Source organism: Enterobacter cloacae complex sp. OE43NF, from assembly GCF_023544405.1.
In the GTDB taxonomy this organism is placed as follows: domain Bacteria; phylum Pseudomonadota; class Gammaproteobacteria; order Enterobacterales; family Enterobacteriaceae; genus Enterobacter; species Enterobacter cloacae.
This window is the reverse complement of sequence record NZ_JAMJFW010000009.1, coordinates 99,982-115,697: the sequence shown is the minus strand read 5'-3', so window position 1 is coordinate 115,697 and position 15,716 is coordinate 99,982. Positions and strand designations below refer to the sequence as shown.

Annotated in this window: 19 protein-coding genes; 7 read left to right on the top strand and 12 right to left on the bottom strand. The window is 53.8% G+C overall.

Annotated elements, in window-relative coordinates; genetic code table 11:
* On the bottom strand, positions 1 to 283 hold a 283-nt coding region (locus M8370_RS06590), incomplete at its 3' end, for an Arm DNA-binding domain-containing protein (protein ID WP_250020684.1).
* 193 nt (positions 284 to 476) lie between these two features.
* The gene (locus tag M8370_RS06585) at positions 477 to 1,340 is read right to left on the bottom strand and encodes a YicC/YloC family endoribonuclease (RefSeq protein WP_013094887.1); all 864 of its coding nucleotides are present in this window, start codon (positions 1,338 to 1,340) and stop codon (positions 477 to 479) included.
* Between the two features lie 125 nt (positions 1,341 to 1,465).
* Between M8370_RS06585 and rph the strand changes: the two genes are divergently transcribed.
* Together rph and pyrE are read left to right on the top strand one after the other, a co-directional pair.
* A complete protein-coding gene (rph, locus tag M8370_RS06580; protein WP_250020683.1) occupies positions 1,466 to 2,182 on the top strand; it encodes a ribonuclease PH in 717 nt (238 codons plus the stop codon).
* Between the two features lie 67 nt (positions 2,183 to 2,249).
* Complete coding sequence (gene pyrE, locus M8370_RS06575) at positions 2,250 to 2,891, top strand: orotate phosphoribosyltransferase (protein WP_250020682.1); 642 nt, start codon at positions 2,250 to 2,252, stop codon at positions 2,889 to 2,891.
* An 83-nt stretch (positions 2,892 to 2,974) separates the two neighbouring features.
* On the opposite strand, the gene slmA is transcribed toward pyrE, so the two are convergent.
* The 3 genes from slmA to coaBC all read right to left on the bottom strand — a co-directional run bounded on the left by slmA (position 2,975) and on the right by coaBC (position 5,339).
* A complete protein-coding gene (gene slmA, locus M8370_RS06570) occupies positions 2,975 to 3,571 on the bottom strand; it encodes a nucleoid occlusion factor SlmA (protein ID WP_013094890.1) in 597 nt (198 codons plus the stop codon).
* A 120-nt stretch (positions 3,572 to 3,691) separates the two neighbouring features.
* Complete coding sequence (gene dut / locus M8370_RS06565) at positions 3,692 to 4,150, bottom strand: dUTP diphosphatase (RefSeq protein WP_015570042.1); 459 nt, start codon at positions 4,148 to 4,150, stop codon at positions 3,692 to 3,694.
* Positions 4,128 to 5,339 (bottom strand): bifunctional phosphopantothenoylcysteine decarboxylase/phosphopantothenate--cysteine ligase CoaBC, encoded by a 1,212-nt coding sequence (gene coaBC, locus M8370_RS06560; protein WP_105826592.1) that lies wholly within the window; start codon positions 5,337 to 5,339, stop codon positions 4,128 to 4,130. Before coaBC ends, dut begins: the two co-directional genes overlap by 23 nt.
* Before the next feature lie 172 nt (positions 5,340 to 5,511).
* On the opposite strand from coaBC, the gene radC reads away from it, so the two are divergent.
* The 4 genes from radC (at position 5,512) to mutM (ending at position 7,708) form a co-directional block, all read left to right on the top strand.
* A complete protein-coding gene (gene radC / locus M8370_RS06555; protein ID WP_013094892.1) occupies positions 5,512 to 6,180 on the top strand; it encodes a RadC family protein in 669 nt (222 codons plus the stop codon).
* Between the two features lie 217 nt (positions 6,181 to 6,397).
* Complete coding sequence (rpmB, locus tag M8370_RS06550) at positions 6,398 to 6,634, top strand: 50S ribosomal protein L28 (protein ID WP_002436699.1); 237 nt, start codon at positions 6,398 to 6,400, stop codon at positions 6,632 to 6,634.
* Positions 6,635 to 6,656: 22 nt separating this feature from the next.
* Positions 6,657 to 6,824 carry a 50S ribosomal protein L33 gene (gene rpmG / locus M8370_RS06545; RefSeq protein ID WP_013094893.1) on the top strand — a complete coding sequence of 56 codons (168 nt, stop codon included), beginning with the start codon at positions 6,657 to 6,659 and terminating at the stop codon, positions 6,822 to 6,824.
* A 74-nt stretch (positions 6,825 to 6,898) separates the two neighbouring features.
* A complete protein-coding gene (gene mutM, locus M8370_RS06540; RefSeq protein WP_013094894.1) occupies positions 6,899 to 7,708 on the top strand; it encodes a bifunctional DNA-formamidopyrimidine glycosylase/DNA-(apurinic or apyrimidinic site) lyase in 810 nt (269 codons plus the stop codon).
* A gap of 2 nt (positions 7,709 to 7,710) precedes the next feature.
* On the opposite strand, the gene coaD is transcribed toward mutM, so the two are convergent.
* The 7 genes from coaD to rfaQ all read right to left on the bottom strand — a co-directional run bounded on the left by coaD (position 7,711) and on the right by rfaQ (position 14,603).
* Complete coding sequence (coaD, locus tag M8370_RS06535; protein WP_013094895.1) at positions 7,711 to 8,190, bottom strand: pantetheine-phosphate adenylyltransferase; 480 nt, start codon at positions 8,188 to 8,190, stop codon at positions 7,711 to 7,713.
* Positions 8,191 to 8,193: 3 nt separating this feature from the next.
* On the bottom strand, positions 8,194 to 8,964 hold the full coding sequence (locus tag M8370_RS06530; protein WP_250020681.1) for a glycosyltransferase family 2 protein: 771 nt from the start codon (positions 8,962 to 8,964) through the stop codon (positions 8,194 to 8,196).
* A complete protein-coding gene (waaA, locus tag M8370_RS06525; RefSeq protein WP_250020680.1) occupies positions 8,964 to 10,238 on the bottom strand; it encodes a lipid IV(A) 3-deoxy-D-manno-octulosonic acid transferase in 1,275 nt (424 codons plus the stop codon). Before waaA ends, M8370_RS06530 begins: the two co-directional genes overlap by 1 nt.
* A 66-nt stretch (positions 10,239 to 10,304) precedes the next feature.
* On the bottom strand, positions 10,305 to 11,294 hold the full coding sequence (locus M8370_RS06520; RefSeq protein WP_013094898.1) for a glycosyltransferase: 990 nt from the start codon (positions 11,292 to 11,294) through the stop codon (positions 10,305 to 10,307).
* 11 nt (positions 11,295 to 11,305) lie between these two features.
* Positions 11,306 to 12,406: a glycosyltransferase gene (locus M8370_RS06515; RefSeq protein ID WP_029881896.1), complete on the bottom strand. Its 1,101-nt coding sequence runs from the start codon at positions 12,404 to 12,406 to the stop codon at positions 11,306 to 11,308.
* A 2-nt stretch (positions 12,407 to 12,408) separates the two neighbouring features.
* Positions 12,409 to 13,536, bottom strand: coding sequence for a glycosyltransferase family 4 protein (locus tag M8370_RS06510; RefSeq protein WP_013094900.1), 1,128 nt, complete (start codon positions 13,534 to 13,536; stop codon positions 12,409 to 12,411).
* Positions 13,533 to 14,603 (bottom strand): putative lipopolysaccharide heptosyltransferase III, encoded by a 1,071-nt coding sequence (gene rfaQ / locus M8370_RS06505; RefSeq protein ID WP_097535827.1) that lies wholly within the window; start codon positions 14,601 to 14,603, stop codon positions 13,533 to 13,535. The genes M8370_RS06510 and rfaQ overlap by 4 nt, the downstream gene beginning before the upstream one ends.
* A gap of 150 nt (positions 14,604 to 14,753) precedes the next feature.
* Here rfaQ and M8370_RS06500 point away from each other — a divergent pair, with 150 nt between their 5' ends.
* Complete coding sequence (locus tag M8370_RS06500) at positions 14,754 to 15,716, top strand: polysaccharide deacetylase family protein (protein ID WP_038418346.1); 963 nt, start codon at positions 14,754 to 14,756, stop codon at positions 15,714 to 15,716.

Genomic DNA, 15,716 nt, shown 5'->3' with positions numbered 1-15,716 from the left:
CGTCAGCTTTTCGTTCTTGCTTCTCTCCGGCAACGTCATAACCCAATGCGACACGTGCAGAGAGTTCTTTGGCGGTCTCTCGCGCTTTTGCTAGTGAGAGTTCGGCATAGGAACCGATACCCATTACCCGCTGTTTTCCAGAGAAACGATAGCGAAAACGCCAGAATGGAGCAGCATATTTCTTCGGAAAACAGAGAGATAAACCATTGCCATCTGACCTTGCTTCGAAGCGTTCGTCAGCTCTGATCCATGCCTTGATTTGTATGTCTGTCATTTTTGCCATATATGACTCTGCTTATGTGCTGTGTGTACATAATCATGATGCCATAAAAGTCACTATGTACATAGTTAAGTACACGCTAAACATGCGCTGTAGTGATACATTATGAGACAAAGTGATAAAGACATAGCCCGTTAATACGGGCTATTAGAGGTGTTTTCAACTTGGGTGAGACAAGGTGAGATTGTCTGAGATATTACTCAATGTTCTGGATCTGCTCGCGCATCTGCTCAATCAGTACCTTGAGCTCAATGGCGGAATTCGTTACGTCGGCATTGATTGATTTAGACGCCAGGGTATTCGACTCGCGGTTGAATTCCTGCATCATAAAGTCGAGACGACGACCAACGGCTTCTTTCTTCTTCAGAATGTTGTAGGTCTCTTTAACGTGTGCTTCCAGACGGTCCAGCTCTTCGGCAACGTCAACGCGCTGCGCCATCAGCACCAGCTCTTGTTCCAGACGGTTATTTTCCAGCTGAACTTCCGCTTCTTCCAGTTTGGCTACCAGACGCTCGCGCTGCCACTGCAGCACTTCCGGCATATGGGTACGTACTTTTGCCACTTCGGCGCTGACGCCTTCAAGGCGCTGTTCAATCATCGCTTTCAGCGCCTGGCCTTCGGTTTCGCGAGCAACGATAAAGTCATCCAGCGTGCTGTCGAGGGCGGCAAGGATTTCAGCGGCAATTGCATCCAGATCCTGCTCTCCGGCAGCCATGACGCCAGGCCAGCGCAGAATATCAACCGGATTAATTTCGCCTTCGTCGCTTTGCATTTTGACCCAGTTCGCCGCATTGACGAGCTGTTTTGCCAGTTTTTCGTTGAGGATCAGTTCGCCCTGCGCGCTGGCATCCGGCTCAAAACGCAGGTTACATTCCACTTTGCCGCGCGTCAGACGCGTACGGATACGCTCACGCACCACAGGCTCAAGGCTGCGGAACTGCTCCGGCATACGGAAATAGGTTTCCAGATAGCGCTGGTTTACCGAACGCATTTCCCAGGTAGCGCTACCCCAGCTACCCTTGATTTCACGCCGGGCGTAGGCGGTCATACTGCGGATCATAGATATTCCCGTTTTTAAAGGAGAGATGGGGGGATTATAGCTTTCAGGGGCTTCTCAGGATAGGAATAAGCGTCCTTTATCCGTATAATGCGCAGCCACATTCGTTTCAAGCCGGAGAATTCATCATGCGTCCAGCAGGTCGTAGCGCCAAACAGGTGCGTCCCGTCACCCTGACCCGTAACTATACAAAACACGCTGAAGGCTCCGTTCTGGTTGAGTTTGGTGACACTAAAGTGCTGTGCACGGCTTCCATTGAAGAAGGCGTTCCGCGCTTCCTGAAAGGTCAGGGCCAGGGCTGGATCACGGCTGAATACGGCATGCTGCCGCGTGCAACGCATACCCGTAATGCCCGTGAAGCGGCAAAGGGTAAGCAGGGCGGCCGTACCATGGAAATTCAGCGCCTCATCGCGCGTGCGCTGCGCGCCGCTGTTGATCTGAAAACGCTGGGCGAATTCACCATTACTCTGGACTGCGACGTCATTCAGGCTGACGGTGGCACGCGTACCGCATCAATTACCGGTGCCTGTGTGGCGCTGGCGGATGCCCTGAATAAACTGGTTGCGGCCGGTAAGCTGAAAACAAACCCAATGAAAGGGATGGTTGCCGCGGTGTCCGTCGGTATCGTTAACGGTGAAGCGCTTTGCGATCTGGAATACGTAGAAGACTCCGCCGCCGAAACTGACATGAACGTGGTGATGACCGAAGACGGACGTATCATCGAGGTGCAGGGCACCGCAGAAGGCGAACCGTTTACCCACGAAGAACTTCTCACCTTGCTGGCTCTGGCCCGAGGGGGAATTGAATCTATTGTAACGACGCAGAAAGCGGCGTTAGAAAATTGATTTTAAAGGCGACCAATGAGTCGCCTTTTTTGTGCCTGTAAGACAGAAAAGACAAAGGAGCGAATCCATGAAACCGTATCAGCGCCAGTTTATTGAGTTTGCGCTTAACAAGCAGGTCCTCAAGTTTGGCGAGTTTACGCTGAAATCCGGGCGCAAGAGCCCCTATTTCTTCAATGCCGGGCTGTTCAATACCGGGCTCGATCTGGCGCTGTTAGGCCGTTTCTATGCCGAAGCGCTGGTGGATTCAGGGATTGATTTCGACCTGCTGTTTGGCCCGGCCTATAAGGGCATTCCGATTGCGACCACCACCGCGGTTGCGCTGGCAGAACACCATGACCGCGACGTGCCGTACTGCTTTAACCGTAAAGAGGCCAAAACCCACGGTGAAGGTGGCAACCTGGTCGGCAGCCCACTGCAGGGGCGCGTGATGCTGGTGGACGACGTCATCACTGCGGGTACCGCCATTCGCGAATCCATGGAGATTATCCAGGCCAACGGCGCGACGCTGGCTGGCGTGTTGATTTCTCTGGACCGTCAGGAACGGGGTCGTGGTGAAATCTCGGCCATTCAGGAAGTTGAACGTGATTACAGTTGCAAAGTGACGTCAATCATCAACCTGAAAGACCTGATTGCGTATCTGGAAGAGAAGCCAGAGATGGCGGATCATCTGGCTGCGGTGCGGGCATATCGCGAAGAGTTTGGCGTGTAACGGAATTGCCCGGTGACGCGTTGCTTGCCGGGCCTGCGCAATTTGTGGGCCGGATAAGGCGTAGCCGCCATCCGGCAACGACGTTACTGCAACTGCGCCGCCACTAACGGCCAACGGGCGTCGAAATCGTCCGTTGGGCTGTATTTGAACTCACTGCGTACAAAACGGGAGAGCATGCCTTCGCAAAACGCCAGGATCTGGCTTGCCAGCAGCGTTTCATCCGTGCTGTAACCTTCGCCTTCGCGCATTTTCTTCTCACGCAGTACCTGGCGCAGCTGCGCTTCAATACGCTCGAAAAGCTGGTTAATGCGGCCCTGCAGTCTGTCCTGCTCAAACATCAGCGCATGGCCAGTCAGAATACGGGTCAGGCCCGGGTTACGTTCTCCAAATCCCAGAATCAACTGCACAATCAGACGCAGACGCGCGGTGGTGTCTTTTTCGTCTTTCAGAATCAGGTTGATACGCGTGATCAGACTGTCTTCGATAAACTCGATCAGGCTGTCGAACATCCGGGTTTTGCTCGGGAAATGACGGTACAGCGCCGCTTCAGACACGCCTACAGAGGCGGCCAGTTTTGCGGTGGTGATGCGTTGACTGCCATCGCTGGATTCAAGCATCAGAGCCAGAGATTGAAGTATTTCTTCGCGACGGTTCCTTTTCGCGGTTTGTTTTTCTGCCATGTTGCAAAATACCCCTGAAAATAAGCACTTGTCAGGCTGGCATCCACACAGCGACCGCAAACTGGCGTTTGCGGTTTGTTATGACATTATGGCGCTGTGAGATGCGTGTCTGTCGGGCGGTTATTTGCGCCCGGAATGGCCGAAGCCGCCTTCGCCACGGTCGGTGGCATCAAAGTCTGCCACCAGGTTAAATTCTGCCTGCACCACAGGTACAAAGACCATCTGCGCGATACGCTCGCCCGGTTCAATGGTGAAGCTGTCCTGACCCCGGTTCCAGACGGAGACCATCAGCTGGCCCTGGTAGTCAGAGTCGATCAGGCCGACCAGGTTACCCAGCACGACACCATGCTTATGACCCAGGCCTGAACGTGGCAGGATCACCGCCGCCAGTGAAGGGTCAGCAATGTGAATCGCCAGGCCCGTTGGGATCAGGGTAGTCGCACCCGGAGCCAATTCTACGGCGTCATCGAGACAGGCGCGCAGGTCAAGACCGGCAGAGCCGGAGGTGGCATAGGTTGGCAGCGGGAATTGCTCGCCAACACGCGGGTCCAGAATCTTAACGTCGATTTTTTTCATCATAACGGGTAACGATCTCGTCCAGTAATTGTTGGCCCAGGAGTTCCTTGCGCTCAAGCGGTAAGATTTTATCTCCATCCTGCCAGAAAAGGTGCAGTGCGTTGCTGTCGCTGTTAAATCCTTGCGTGGCCAGCGATACGTCATTCGCGCAAATCAAATCGAGGTTTTTGCGGGTACGTTTTTGCCGGGCATATTCTTCCACATTATTTGTTTCTGCGGCAAACCCAACAACGTAAGGACGATGGGTTTTCAGCGCGGCGACACCAGCAACGATATCCGGGTTTTTCACCATTTTTAGTGTTAATTCATCGCCTTGCTTTTTGATTTTGGCATCAGAAATGGTCTCTGCGCGGTAGTCCGCGACGGCAGCACAACCGATAAAAATCTGCTGGTTTTGCGCACGGGCCTGTACCGCGGCCTCCATTTCCAGCGCGGTGGTGACATCAATACGCTGCACAAAAGGCGGCGTAGGTAACGAGACCGGGCCACTGACCAGCGTGACGTTCGCGCCGCGTTTCGCCGCTGCGGCCGCAATCGCAAAGCCCATTTTACCGGAGCTGTGGTTGGTAATGTAACGTACCGGATCCAGCGGCTCGCGCGTTGGGCCGGCTGTAATCATGATGTTGAGATGTTGCAGGTCGTTGACAGGCGAAAAATGGGCCGCGGCCATATCGACAATAGTCAATGGATCAAGCATACGACCTGGTCCGACATCGCCACAGGCCTGGCTCCCGCTGTCCGGCCCCCAGATCAGCAGGCCGCGCGAGGCCAGCGTCTGTAGATTATGCTGGGTCGCGGCATTGCGATACATCTGCTGATTCATGGCCGGCACGACGGCAACAGGGGCGGGCGTAGCCAGACAAATGGTCGAAACCAGATCGTTCGCCATCCCGGCGGCAACGCGGGCAATTAAATCGGCCGTGGCGGGGGCAAGGATAACCAGGTCTGCCCATTTCCCAAGCTCAATATGGCCCATCGCGGCTTCTGCGGCAGGGTCAAGCAGGCTGTCAGATACCGGGTATCCTGAAACGGCCTGCAGGCTCAGAGGAGTGATAAAGGCTTTTCCGCCTTCGGTTATCGCGACCCGTACGTCGGCCCCGCGCTCGCGCAGACGGCGCACCAGTTCCGGCGTTTTATAGGCTGCAATGCCGCCGCTAACGCCAAGAACGATTTTTTTACCGGCCAGGCTCATCATGATTCTTTCCTGTTGGGTTTCACCAGAGAGCGGGCATTTTATCACAATCCCAAAAACGGGGTGATCTTGTCCTTCGGTCACTTTGCGAGGCGTTACGCAAGAACGAGACGCGAGAGTCAGGTACCTGAGTAGCCTATGGCAAGATGGGCAAAAAACAGGGAGAAAAAGCATGGAAGACGAGGATGAACTGCTCTTACCGCGCGAAAAATTGCTGCGCTATGGCGTCACTTTGCTAAAAGATGAGGAACTGCTGGCGCTTTTTTTGCGCACCGGTACGCCGGGCAAAACGGTCTTTACGCTGGCAAAAGATCTGATAGGCCATTTTGGCTCACTCTACGGTTTGATGACGGCGGAACTGGCGGAGTTTGCGCATGTGGAGGGTATCGGTGTGGCGAAATATGCCCAGCTTAAGGGGATTGCCGAACTGGCCCGCCGTTTTCAGTGTGTTCGTATGCAGGAGGAGGACCCGATACTGACTCCTGCGATGACGCGCGAGTTTCTGCAAAGTCAGTTAACCGATATTGAACGCGAGATCTTTATGGTGATCTTTCTCGACAACCGGAACCGGGTGCTCAAGCATAGCCACCTTTTCTCGGGCACGCTAAGCCATGTAGAGGTTCATCCGCGTGAAATTGTGCGCGAAGCAATAAAATTGAATGCAGCCGGCGTGATACTCGCGCATAATCACCCTTCTGGCTGTGCAGAACCAAGCAGAGCTGACAAAGAGATCACCGACCGCATTGTCAAATGCTGTCAATTCATGGACATTCGTGTGCTGGACCATCTGATAATTGGCCGCGGAGAGTACCTTTCTTTTGCAGAACATGGCTGGATTTAGGCTATTTCTCGCGATCCATCGGGATCTTTGTCTGTTCGGGACTTGAGCACACCGCCGAGTCAGCGTATACTACGCCACCTTTGAGAATCTCGGGTTTGGCATTTGGGCCTGGCAATCGAGAGTTCAATAGAACTATGCGATGACCGGGCTGTAAAGCCTGACGAGGCGCCGATACCCCATACGAAGCTCGAGCTAATTTGATTTTTGGAGAATAGACATGTCCCGAGTCTGCCAAGTTACTGGCAAGCGTCCGGTGACCGGTAACAACCGTTCCCACGCACTGAACGCGACTAAACGCCGTTTCCTGCCGAACCTGCACTCTCACCGTTTCTGGGTTGAGAGCGAGAAGCGTTTTGTCACCCTGCGCGTATCTGCTAAAGGTATGCGTGTAATTGATAAGAAAGGCATCGATACAGTTCTGTCCGAACTGCGTGCCCGTGGCGAAAAGTACTAAGTACTTAAAGAGGAAATAAATCATGGCTAAAGGTATTCGCGAGAAAATCAAGCTGGTTTCTTCTGCTGGTACAGGTCACTTCTACACCACCACGAAGAACAAACGTACTAAGCCGGAAAAACTGGAACTGAAAAAATTCGATCCAGTTGTACGCCAGCACGTAATGTACAAAGAAGCTAAAATCAAATAATTTTAGCCGCCTTGTATTGAAAAACCCCGCAACTGCGGGGTTTTTTGCATTCTGCATCTTACTACGGAGGAATCATGCCTGAATTACCTGAGGTGGAGACCAGCCGCCGCGGTATTGAGCCGCATCTGGTCGGCGCGACTATTCTTCATGCTACCGTGCGTAACGGCCGCCTCCGTTGGCCGGTTTCTGATGAGATCCATGCGTTAAGCGATAAACCGATCCTCAGCGTCCAGCGCCGCGCGAAATATCTGCTTCTGGAGCTGCCCGATGGCTGGATCATCATTCATCTTGGCATGTCCGGCAGCCTGCGGATCCTCACTGAAGAGCTGCCTGCGGAAAAGCATGACCATGTCGATCTGGTGATGAGTAACGGCAAAGTGTTGCGTTATACCGATCCCCGCCGCTTTGGCGCATGGTTGTGGACCAAAGAACTGGAAGGACATAGCGTACTGGCACATCTGGGGCCAGAGCCGCTTTCAGAAGCGTTTAACGCGGAATACCTGAAAGCGAAGTGTGCGAAAAAGAAAACCCCGATTAAACCCTGGCTGATGGATAACAAGCTGGTGGTCGGCGTGGGGAATATCTATGCCAGCGAATCGCTGTTTGCAGCCGGGATCCATCCCGATCGGTTGGCCTCTTCGCTGTCGGCGCAGGAGTGTGAGCTGCTGGTACGGGTGATTAAAGCGGTGCTGCTTCGCTCAATTGAGCAGGGGGGAACGACGCTGAAGGACTTCCTGCAAAGCGATGGTAAGCCAGGCTATTTTGCTCAGGAGCTGCAGGTGTATGGCCGCAAAGGCGAGCCGTGCAGGGTGTGTGGAACGCCGATCATCGCAACAAAGCATGCCCAGCGCGCCACATTCTATTGCCGTCAGTGCCAGAAATAGCGCTACTTTAGCTTGTCCATCAACGCCTGGTGGACGTTAACCGGCAGGAAATGGGTAACGTCCCCGTGATGACGCGCCACCTCTTTCACCAGCGTGGAAGAGATGAACGACCACTCCTTGGATGGCATCAGAAATACGCTTTCCAGCTCCGGCATCAAATGACGATTCATGTGCGCCAGCTGCATCTCATACTCGAAGTCTGCCACCGCGCGTAAGCCACGGATCAGAATCGTCGCCTGCTGAGCGCGGGCAAAGTTGGCCATCAGATCGCTGAAGCCCACCACCTCCACGTTCGGCAGGTGCGCAATGGCCTCGGTGGCAAGCGCGACGCGCTCGTTCAGGTCAAACATCGGTTTTTTACTGGGGCTGGCAGCAATCGCCAGAATCACCTTGTCGAACATGCACGCCGCACGGGTGATGATATCAAGATGACCATTGGTGATCGGATCAAAGGTACCTGGATAAATCGCTTTTGTGCTCATGGCTCACGTTTTCTCTGAGTAGCCGCGGCTGAGCGCCCACAGCTCGGTGTATTTGTTGAAAGTATACTGGGCATTTACCACGGCCAGTAACCAGCCCTGTTTACCGTCCAGCACGCCACCACGCAGCAGCAGCGTTTTCAGAAACGCCCCCAGCGTATGGGTGAAGATACCTGTCAGCGTGGCCTTCTTGCCGCGCTGATGGCGCTCCTGTGCCCAGGCGGTGGCATAGTTGAGCTGTTTACGCTGGAAGCTGGCGAAATCCCGGCAGGTCAGGTGCAAAAGATCGCCCGTCAGAGGGACGACTGGCGCACTGTCGCAGGCCAGGGATTCATGGACCAGATTATCATTGTACTGATACCGCTCGCGCTCGTAGAGGCGCGTGACCCGGTCGGGGTACCAGCCGCTGTGACGCATAAAACGGCCAAGGAAATAGTTACGACGCGCAATGCTGTAGACCGTGCCCGGCGTTGGTGCGGCGAGCACCGCCTGAATAGCCTGACGCAGCTCCGGCGTGATGCGCTCGTCTGTGTCGAGCATCAGTACATAATCACCGGTGGCATATCCCTGCGCGCGCTGGCGCTGGATGCCATAACCTTGCCAGTCGGTGTTGGTATAGACTTTTGCACCCTCTGCGCGGGCAACGTCCGCCGTGTTGTCTTCACTGCCGGAGTCGAGCAGGATAATTTCGTCAGCCCAGGCAACGGAGGCCAGGCAATCCGGAAGCAGGTCGGCAGCGTTTTTGGCGATCAGAACGACCGACAGGCGCGTTGACATTAGTGGCTCCGCTGCGGCAGATAAGGTTGCAGAAGCTGCAGCAGACGAGTGAGGGCACCCTGGTTCTGATGCAGCACTTCGACGGCATGACGACCGTACCACAGGCGGTAATCTTCGTCGGTCAGCAGAGTCGAGACCTCTTTGACCACCGAATCCGCATCGGTCACGGTAATTAGCCCTTCCGCTTGCTGCAATTTCGCACAGATATCTTTGAAGTTGAAGGTATGTGGACCCATCAGCACGGGAATGGCATGGGCCGCTGGCTCCAGCGGGTTATGGCCACCACGCTCCACCAGGCTGCCGCCAACAAAGGCCAGATCAGCGATGCCATACAGCAGCATCAGCTCACCCATAGTATCGCCAATAACCACCTGCGTGCTGGTGGAGGGGATGTCACCGCTGCTGCGCAGGGTGAAGCTGAAGCCGCCTTTTTGCACCATTTCACGGGCGTCTTTAAAACGCTCGGGATGGCGAGGCACCAGAATCAGCAGCAAATCGGGGAATTTCTCCAGCAGCTTACGATGCGCCTGCAGGATAATCGCCTCTTCGCCATCATGGGTGCTGGTCGCAATCCAGACCTGGCGACGCGGTGCCCACTGGCGGCGCAGCGTGATAGCACGGGCCGCAAGTTCAGGCGTGACGGAGATATCGAATTTCAGGCTGCCTGTCACCGCCAGCTGGTTGCGTTTCAGGCCAAGCGAGATAAAGCGCGCTGCGTCTTCTTCGTTTTGCGCAGCAATCAGTGTGATCTTGCTGAGCAGGCGGCGCATAAATTTCCCCAGCTTGCCGTAGCCTTTCGCCGACCGCTCAGACAGACGCGCGTTCGCGATCACCAGTGGAATCTTACGGGCATGCAGAGCGGAAATCATATTCGGCCACAGCTCGGTTTCCATCACGATCACCAGTTTAGGGCGAACGGTTTCCAGAAAACGGTTCATGGCGCAGGGAAGGTCGTAAGGCAGATAGACGTGATGCACGTCTTTACCGAAGGCGGACATCACGCGCTCAGAGCCGGTCGGGGTCATGGTCGTGACGGTGATCGGCAGCGACGGATAACGGTGACGCAGGGCGCGAACCAGCGGGATCGCTGCCAGCGTTTCGCCAACAGAAACGGAATGCAGCAAAATACCGTCCGGGGCAACTTTATTGCGACAGAAGCCATAGCGTTCAGCCCAGCGTTTTCGGTACGCAGGCGCTTTACGGCTACGAAGCAGCAGTCTCAGCCACACCAGTGGCTGAATGATATAGAGCAGGGCGGTATACAACAATTCCAAGCGATTATCCGTCTTTTTAGTTTCGGCGGGCAAATTCTAAGCATTTGGGCCAGGTAAAGCTATCTCTTATGCCACATAGCGCTTCAAACGGAAGTAACGACGGCCCAGTCGCCAGCGCAGTCGGGGACTTTTTGCATTTTTCCAGATGAGTTTCCAGATCCCTTTATCGAAAAACTCTTTGATAATAAATGCTTTTTTCTGCTCATCTTTCATGTTGTCGAAAGTATGAATAATGCCCAGCCCTTCTTTGGCAATTTGCCAGTGGCAAGCAGGGATCCCTTTCACTTTATCGGGATAGCGCTGATTTATGGCATCGAGCATCTGCAGGATTTTCATGTAGTGACGCGCCGAGCGAATGAGCGTGTCGTCATTGTCCGGCATATGAGACACCGACGCAGAGTGAATGTAGTAGTCGTAGTAACGTTCACTGGTGTACTGCACCCGCTCCGCCGCCAGCAGTACTTCTGTGGTCCACGGAATATCCTGATGGCGTAGCCCCGGTTCAAAGTGAAAACCGTGCTCGCGAATAAAGTCATGACGATAGATGTTCAGCCAGGTCACGTGCAGGAACTTACGGGAGTCGAGCGCCATTTTGAGCCATGCAGGGCCGGACATGACGCCCGTTGATGCCAGTTTGTCTTCAGGGAAAATAGGGCGTGAAGGCTTCTTATTATTTTCCCAGACGTAGTTGCCGTTACAGGTAGCGACATCAAGACGTTGCGTAACAGCCATATCAAGCAGGTGCTGATACATGCCGGGTTTAAAGACATCATCAATATCAGGGAAAGAAAGATATTGGCCCGTCGCGACGGCCAGACCGGTATTACGCGCGATGGATACGCCCTGATTTTGCTGCTCAATAACCTGCATCTGCGGCAGCTTTTCGCGCCAGTTTTCGACGATCTGCATCGAACGGTCCGTGGAGCCGTCATTGACGATGATGACTTCCATGCTGTCGATGCGTTGATCCACAAGGCAGGTAAAGAACTGATCCAGGAACGCTTCACCGTTATAAACGGCTACCACCACGCTTAATAATGGCGCTGAATTTTGCATAAGAAACCTGATTATTTTTGATTGTCGACCAAAGCAATATATTGCTGGCAAATGGCCTTGATACCGAACGATGCAATGGTTGCGCGATCAACGACCGGTGGAGAGGTATAAATATCCGCCAGCGTTTTTGCCAGAGACTCGTCATTCATCTCTGCCAGACCGCGGGATAAGTCTCCCTTGAGGATTTCGGCGGGGCCACCTGGACAATGTGTACTGACGGGTGGCGTCTGGCAGATAATGGATTCAACCAGCACATTACCAAAACCTTCGCAGTCAGAACTTAACACTAAAAGGCGTGCCCCTTTAATCCAGGGATAAGGATTAGGTTCGAACGGACGGAAAACCGTTTTGTCTTCAATGCCCAGTTCGCGGGCAAGCTGCTTAAGCTTTTGAATTTTAGCCTCAGAGCCATTGCCCATCATAACCAGCGTGGTATTGAGCTGACTCAGCGCGAACGCCCGTAGCAGGCGATCGTGGCGCTTGTGTTCATGGAAGCGGCCGACGTGAATGATGTAATCCTTTCCCTGCATCTCAAAGGGGGCGTCCGCCAGACGCTGGATTTCAGGAATATCAAAAGGATTATGGATTACCGCCGTGCGTCGGAGATTCAGGGCCAGCGTTTCTGAAAGATCTTTCAACACGGCGCCTGAGACGGCGACCACGTTGCGGTTTTCGTAGGTATGGCGAATCTTAGTGTGTTTAAACCAGCGTGAAAGCCCACGGCGATGGCGAAGGTAGGAGAATGAGAACATGCCATGCACGCAGAACCACACTTTATCGCGCTCCAGGGCGCGGCAGTGCGCCACGATGCGGTCAGTTTTGTGCAGATGCGAGAACACCACATCAAATTTGCCGCTGCGCTCCGCCCGCTCGATAGCCTGATCCAGCAGCCTGGCGCGGCGTGGGATCTCCGTCAGCTTCCGCCACGGTTTTTTGCAGGTATCCTGAACGACCTGATAATCGATGCCTTCCGGAATGGCGTAGTCGCACACTTTCCGCAGCGAGAAGAGAGAGACCTGATGCCCCATCTCTGTTAATCCGCTGGAGAGTGTAAGAACCGTTTTTTCAGCTCCTCCACCGGGTAAACCATCAATAATCATTAGGATGCGCATTTTTAATCCAGTAATTTTTGATAAAGCGAAATAAGCTGACTTGACAGTTTTTCGGGGGTGGCGTCTTTTACACGTTCCCGTGCCGCTCGTCCCATATCGTTATTTTTTTCCAGCGAAGGGGTGGCCGCTACCGCCTCCTTCAGGGTGCTGATATCAAGTGCGTCACAGTAAAATCCGTTCTGGCCTTGCTGAATAAATTCTGCCCCACCGCAACTCTCTGATGTAATGACCGGCAAACCGCAGGCCATCGCTTCAAGAATGACGTTAGGGAAAGGATCATACAGCGTTGGTAGCAGTAAACCATCAGATAGCTGATAAAATGGCAGCGTCTCTTTTTGCATCCCCAGAAAACGGATTTGCCCCTCGCAGCCTAATGAACGGGCGAGGTCGCGATAGCGACGTTCTGCTTTATCCTGCCCAACCACAATCAGCCATGCCGCAGTACCCGCGACGGCGCGTATAGCGCTGGCCAATCCTTTTCGTTCAAATCCTGACCCTACGAAGCAGAAAATGACGGCATCGGTCGGCAAACCAAACTGCTGACGCAATGCGATACGTTGTGCCTCTTCTGCCGGAACGAAACGGGTGGAATCAATTGAATTATAAATCACATGTATTTTTTTTGCGTCAATATCAAAGTCTTCGACGATTTCGCGCTTGATCATCTCCGCATTACAGATAACCGCCTTTAACTCCGGCGCCTGGTACATTTCACGTTCGGCATTCATCACATAGCGGTGATAGCGATCATGCATCAGCAGTTTTGCACGCCAGGCAGGCAGAATGCGTGCGCGCTGCAGGAGCCAGCGTCGGTGTACGCCGTCGCCTGCACGATAAATGTCACAGCCCGGAATGCGCTCGTGGCTTTGCACAATATCAAACTGCTGCTGCTGCCAGAGCGCACGTGCGGCATGCGCAAATCCGCGCTCGCGGCTGATGCGGCCCCATTTGCGCGGATCGCAAATATGAATATGCCAGTCGTCCTGCTTCTCACCCTGCCACTCGCGCGTGATGACGTTGAGCTCGAGATTTTGGTTGCTCAGCGCGGTAAGGGCGCGAGACACGAAGCGTTCTGCCCCGCCATCCGGGCGATACTTTTGGCGAACAATCGCCAGGCGATGGTGTTTCATGACAGATATCTCCTTGCGGCGGAGACGACAGCATCAACGGGAATGGCGTCGAGATAGCGTTCTTTTGTTTTGGTATCAATGGCGTCTGGATCGGGCAGTGGGCCGTAATCACCTGCCCAGATGACTTCCCCATTAACCTGCCAGGGTGACCAGAAGGTAAGTTTTGATGGGCCAAACAATGCCACACAGGGGGTCTGAAGCGCAGCGGCCATATGCATCGGAACGGAGTCAACGCCAATAAACAGAGACGCATGATCGATAAGCGAAGCCAGTTGACGCAACGTGAGCTGACCTGCCAGCGAGACGACCCCCGTCTCTGGCGAGGCGGCGAGAATGCGATCGATCATCGCCAGCTCTTTTTTATCCGGCCCGGCGGTGAGGACGACAGTGTGGCCATCCTGCTGCAGCGCCGTGATGGTTTGCGCCATTTTGCCTTCGTCCCAGCATTTAAAGAACCAGCGCGACGTAGGCTGAATCACGATGTAGTTGTCTCCCACACCGTTTTGCATCAACTTTTGGTGAGCCTCGTGCCAGTCTTCGGCATGGTAGGCCATGGTCACGGCAGGTTGAGCGGTGACCGGTAATGGCGACAAAATAGAGAGGTTCTGTTCGACAGTGTGCAACGCGTTGTGCCCGGCCACAGAGACCAAATCGCTATGGCAAAACCGCCAGAATGCGTTGTTGCGCTTGTTAAAAGCGAACCCGAGTCGTACCGGTGCGCCGGTGAAACGGGTAACGATAGCGCTGCGCCACTGATCGGCAAGATTAATCACCAGGTGATAATGCTGTTTCCTTAACGCACAGAGCAACTGCCACTCTTTTTGCAGATGTTTCAGCGTGCCCATCTGCTTCCATTTACGGTCGATCCCGTAAACAGTACCGATCGCCGGGTGTGCGGCGAGCATATCGCGGGTTTCTTCATACAACAGCACATCAATCTGTGCCTGCGGCCATTTTTGACGTAACGAATCAATGACGGGAGTGGTCAGTAACATGTCGCCATGATGGCGGAGTTTGATAAGTAAAATGCGCAAATCAGGCGTGTCAGGTAAGTTATTCATCATCATCTTATTGGCGTTGTACTGTTGGCAATTCTAATAGACCTGATAGCGACTTGCACTCTTTCTCCATAATCTCAGGAAATTCCCTGGAAGGGTTTACTCATGCTTCGGTGAGTGCGTAACATAGCGCTAACTTTCCTGTCTTGCGGACTCATTATGAAAAAACCAGCGTTTATCATCACGATTGATACTGAAGGCGATAATCTCTGGCAAAATCACCGCGTCATTAAAACGGAGAATGCGCGCTATCTGGCGCGATTCCAGACGCTTTGTGAGCGTTTCGGTTTCAAACCCGTATGGCTGACAAATTATGAGATGGCGATTGAGCCGGTTTTCATTGAGTTTGCCAAAGATGTGATCGCCCGCGGTCAGGGTGAAGTCGGGATGCACCTTCACGCGTGGAATAGCCCTCCTGAACACGATCTCACCGGAGATGACTGGCGCTGGCAGCCGTATTTGATTGAATTTTCAGATGAGGTGATGCGCGAGAAAGTAGTGTTCATGACCCGTCTGCTGGAAGAGACCTTCCAGACCAAAATGTTAAGCCATCGCGCCGGGCGCTGGGCCTTTGATAGCCGTTACGCCAGACTGCTGATTGAACTGGGCTACCAGGTTGATTGCTCTGTTACGCCGCGCGTGAACTGGCGCAACGCGAAAGGCGCACCGCAGGGGAATGGCGGAACCAATTATCAGCACTTTCCAGACCACGCCTACTTTATTGATACAGACGATATCTCACGAGCGGGCAATAGCCCCTTACTCGAAGTGCCGATGAGCATCCAGTATAAGCATCCGGCCTGGTTGAACACCGTCAAACAGGGCTACGATCGCCTGCGCGGTAAATATCGTTCACCGTCCGTAAACTGGTTGAGACCGTCCGGTGGTAATGCGTCGCAGATGATTCAGGTCGCACAGCAATGCCTGTCTCAGGGACATGACTACGTGGAGTTTATGCTGCATTCCTCGGAATTTATGCCGGGCGGAAGTCCTACGTTTAAAGATGAGGCGGCGATTGAAGGGTTGTATCAGGATCTGGAAGTGCTCTTTAGCTGGTTATCCGACAAGACGGTAGGGATGACGCTGGCGGAGTTTTATTCCCATAAAAAAAGCGCCGATTAA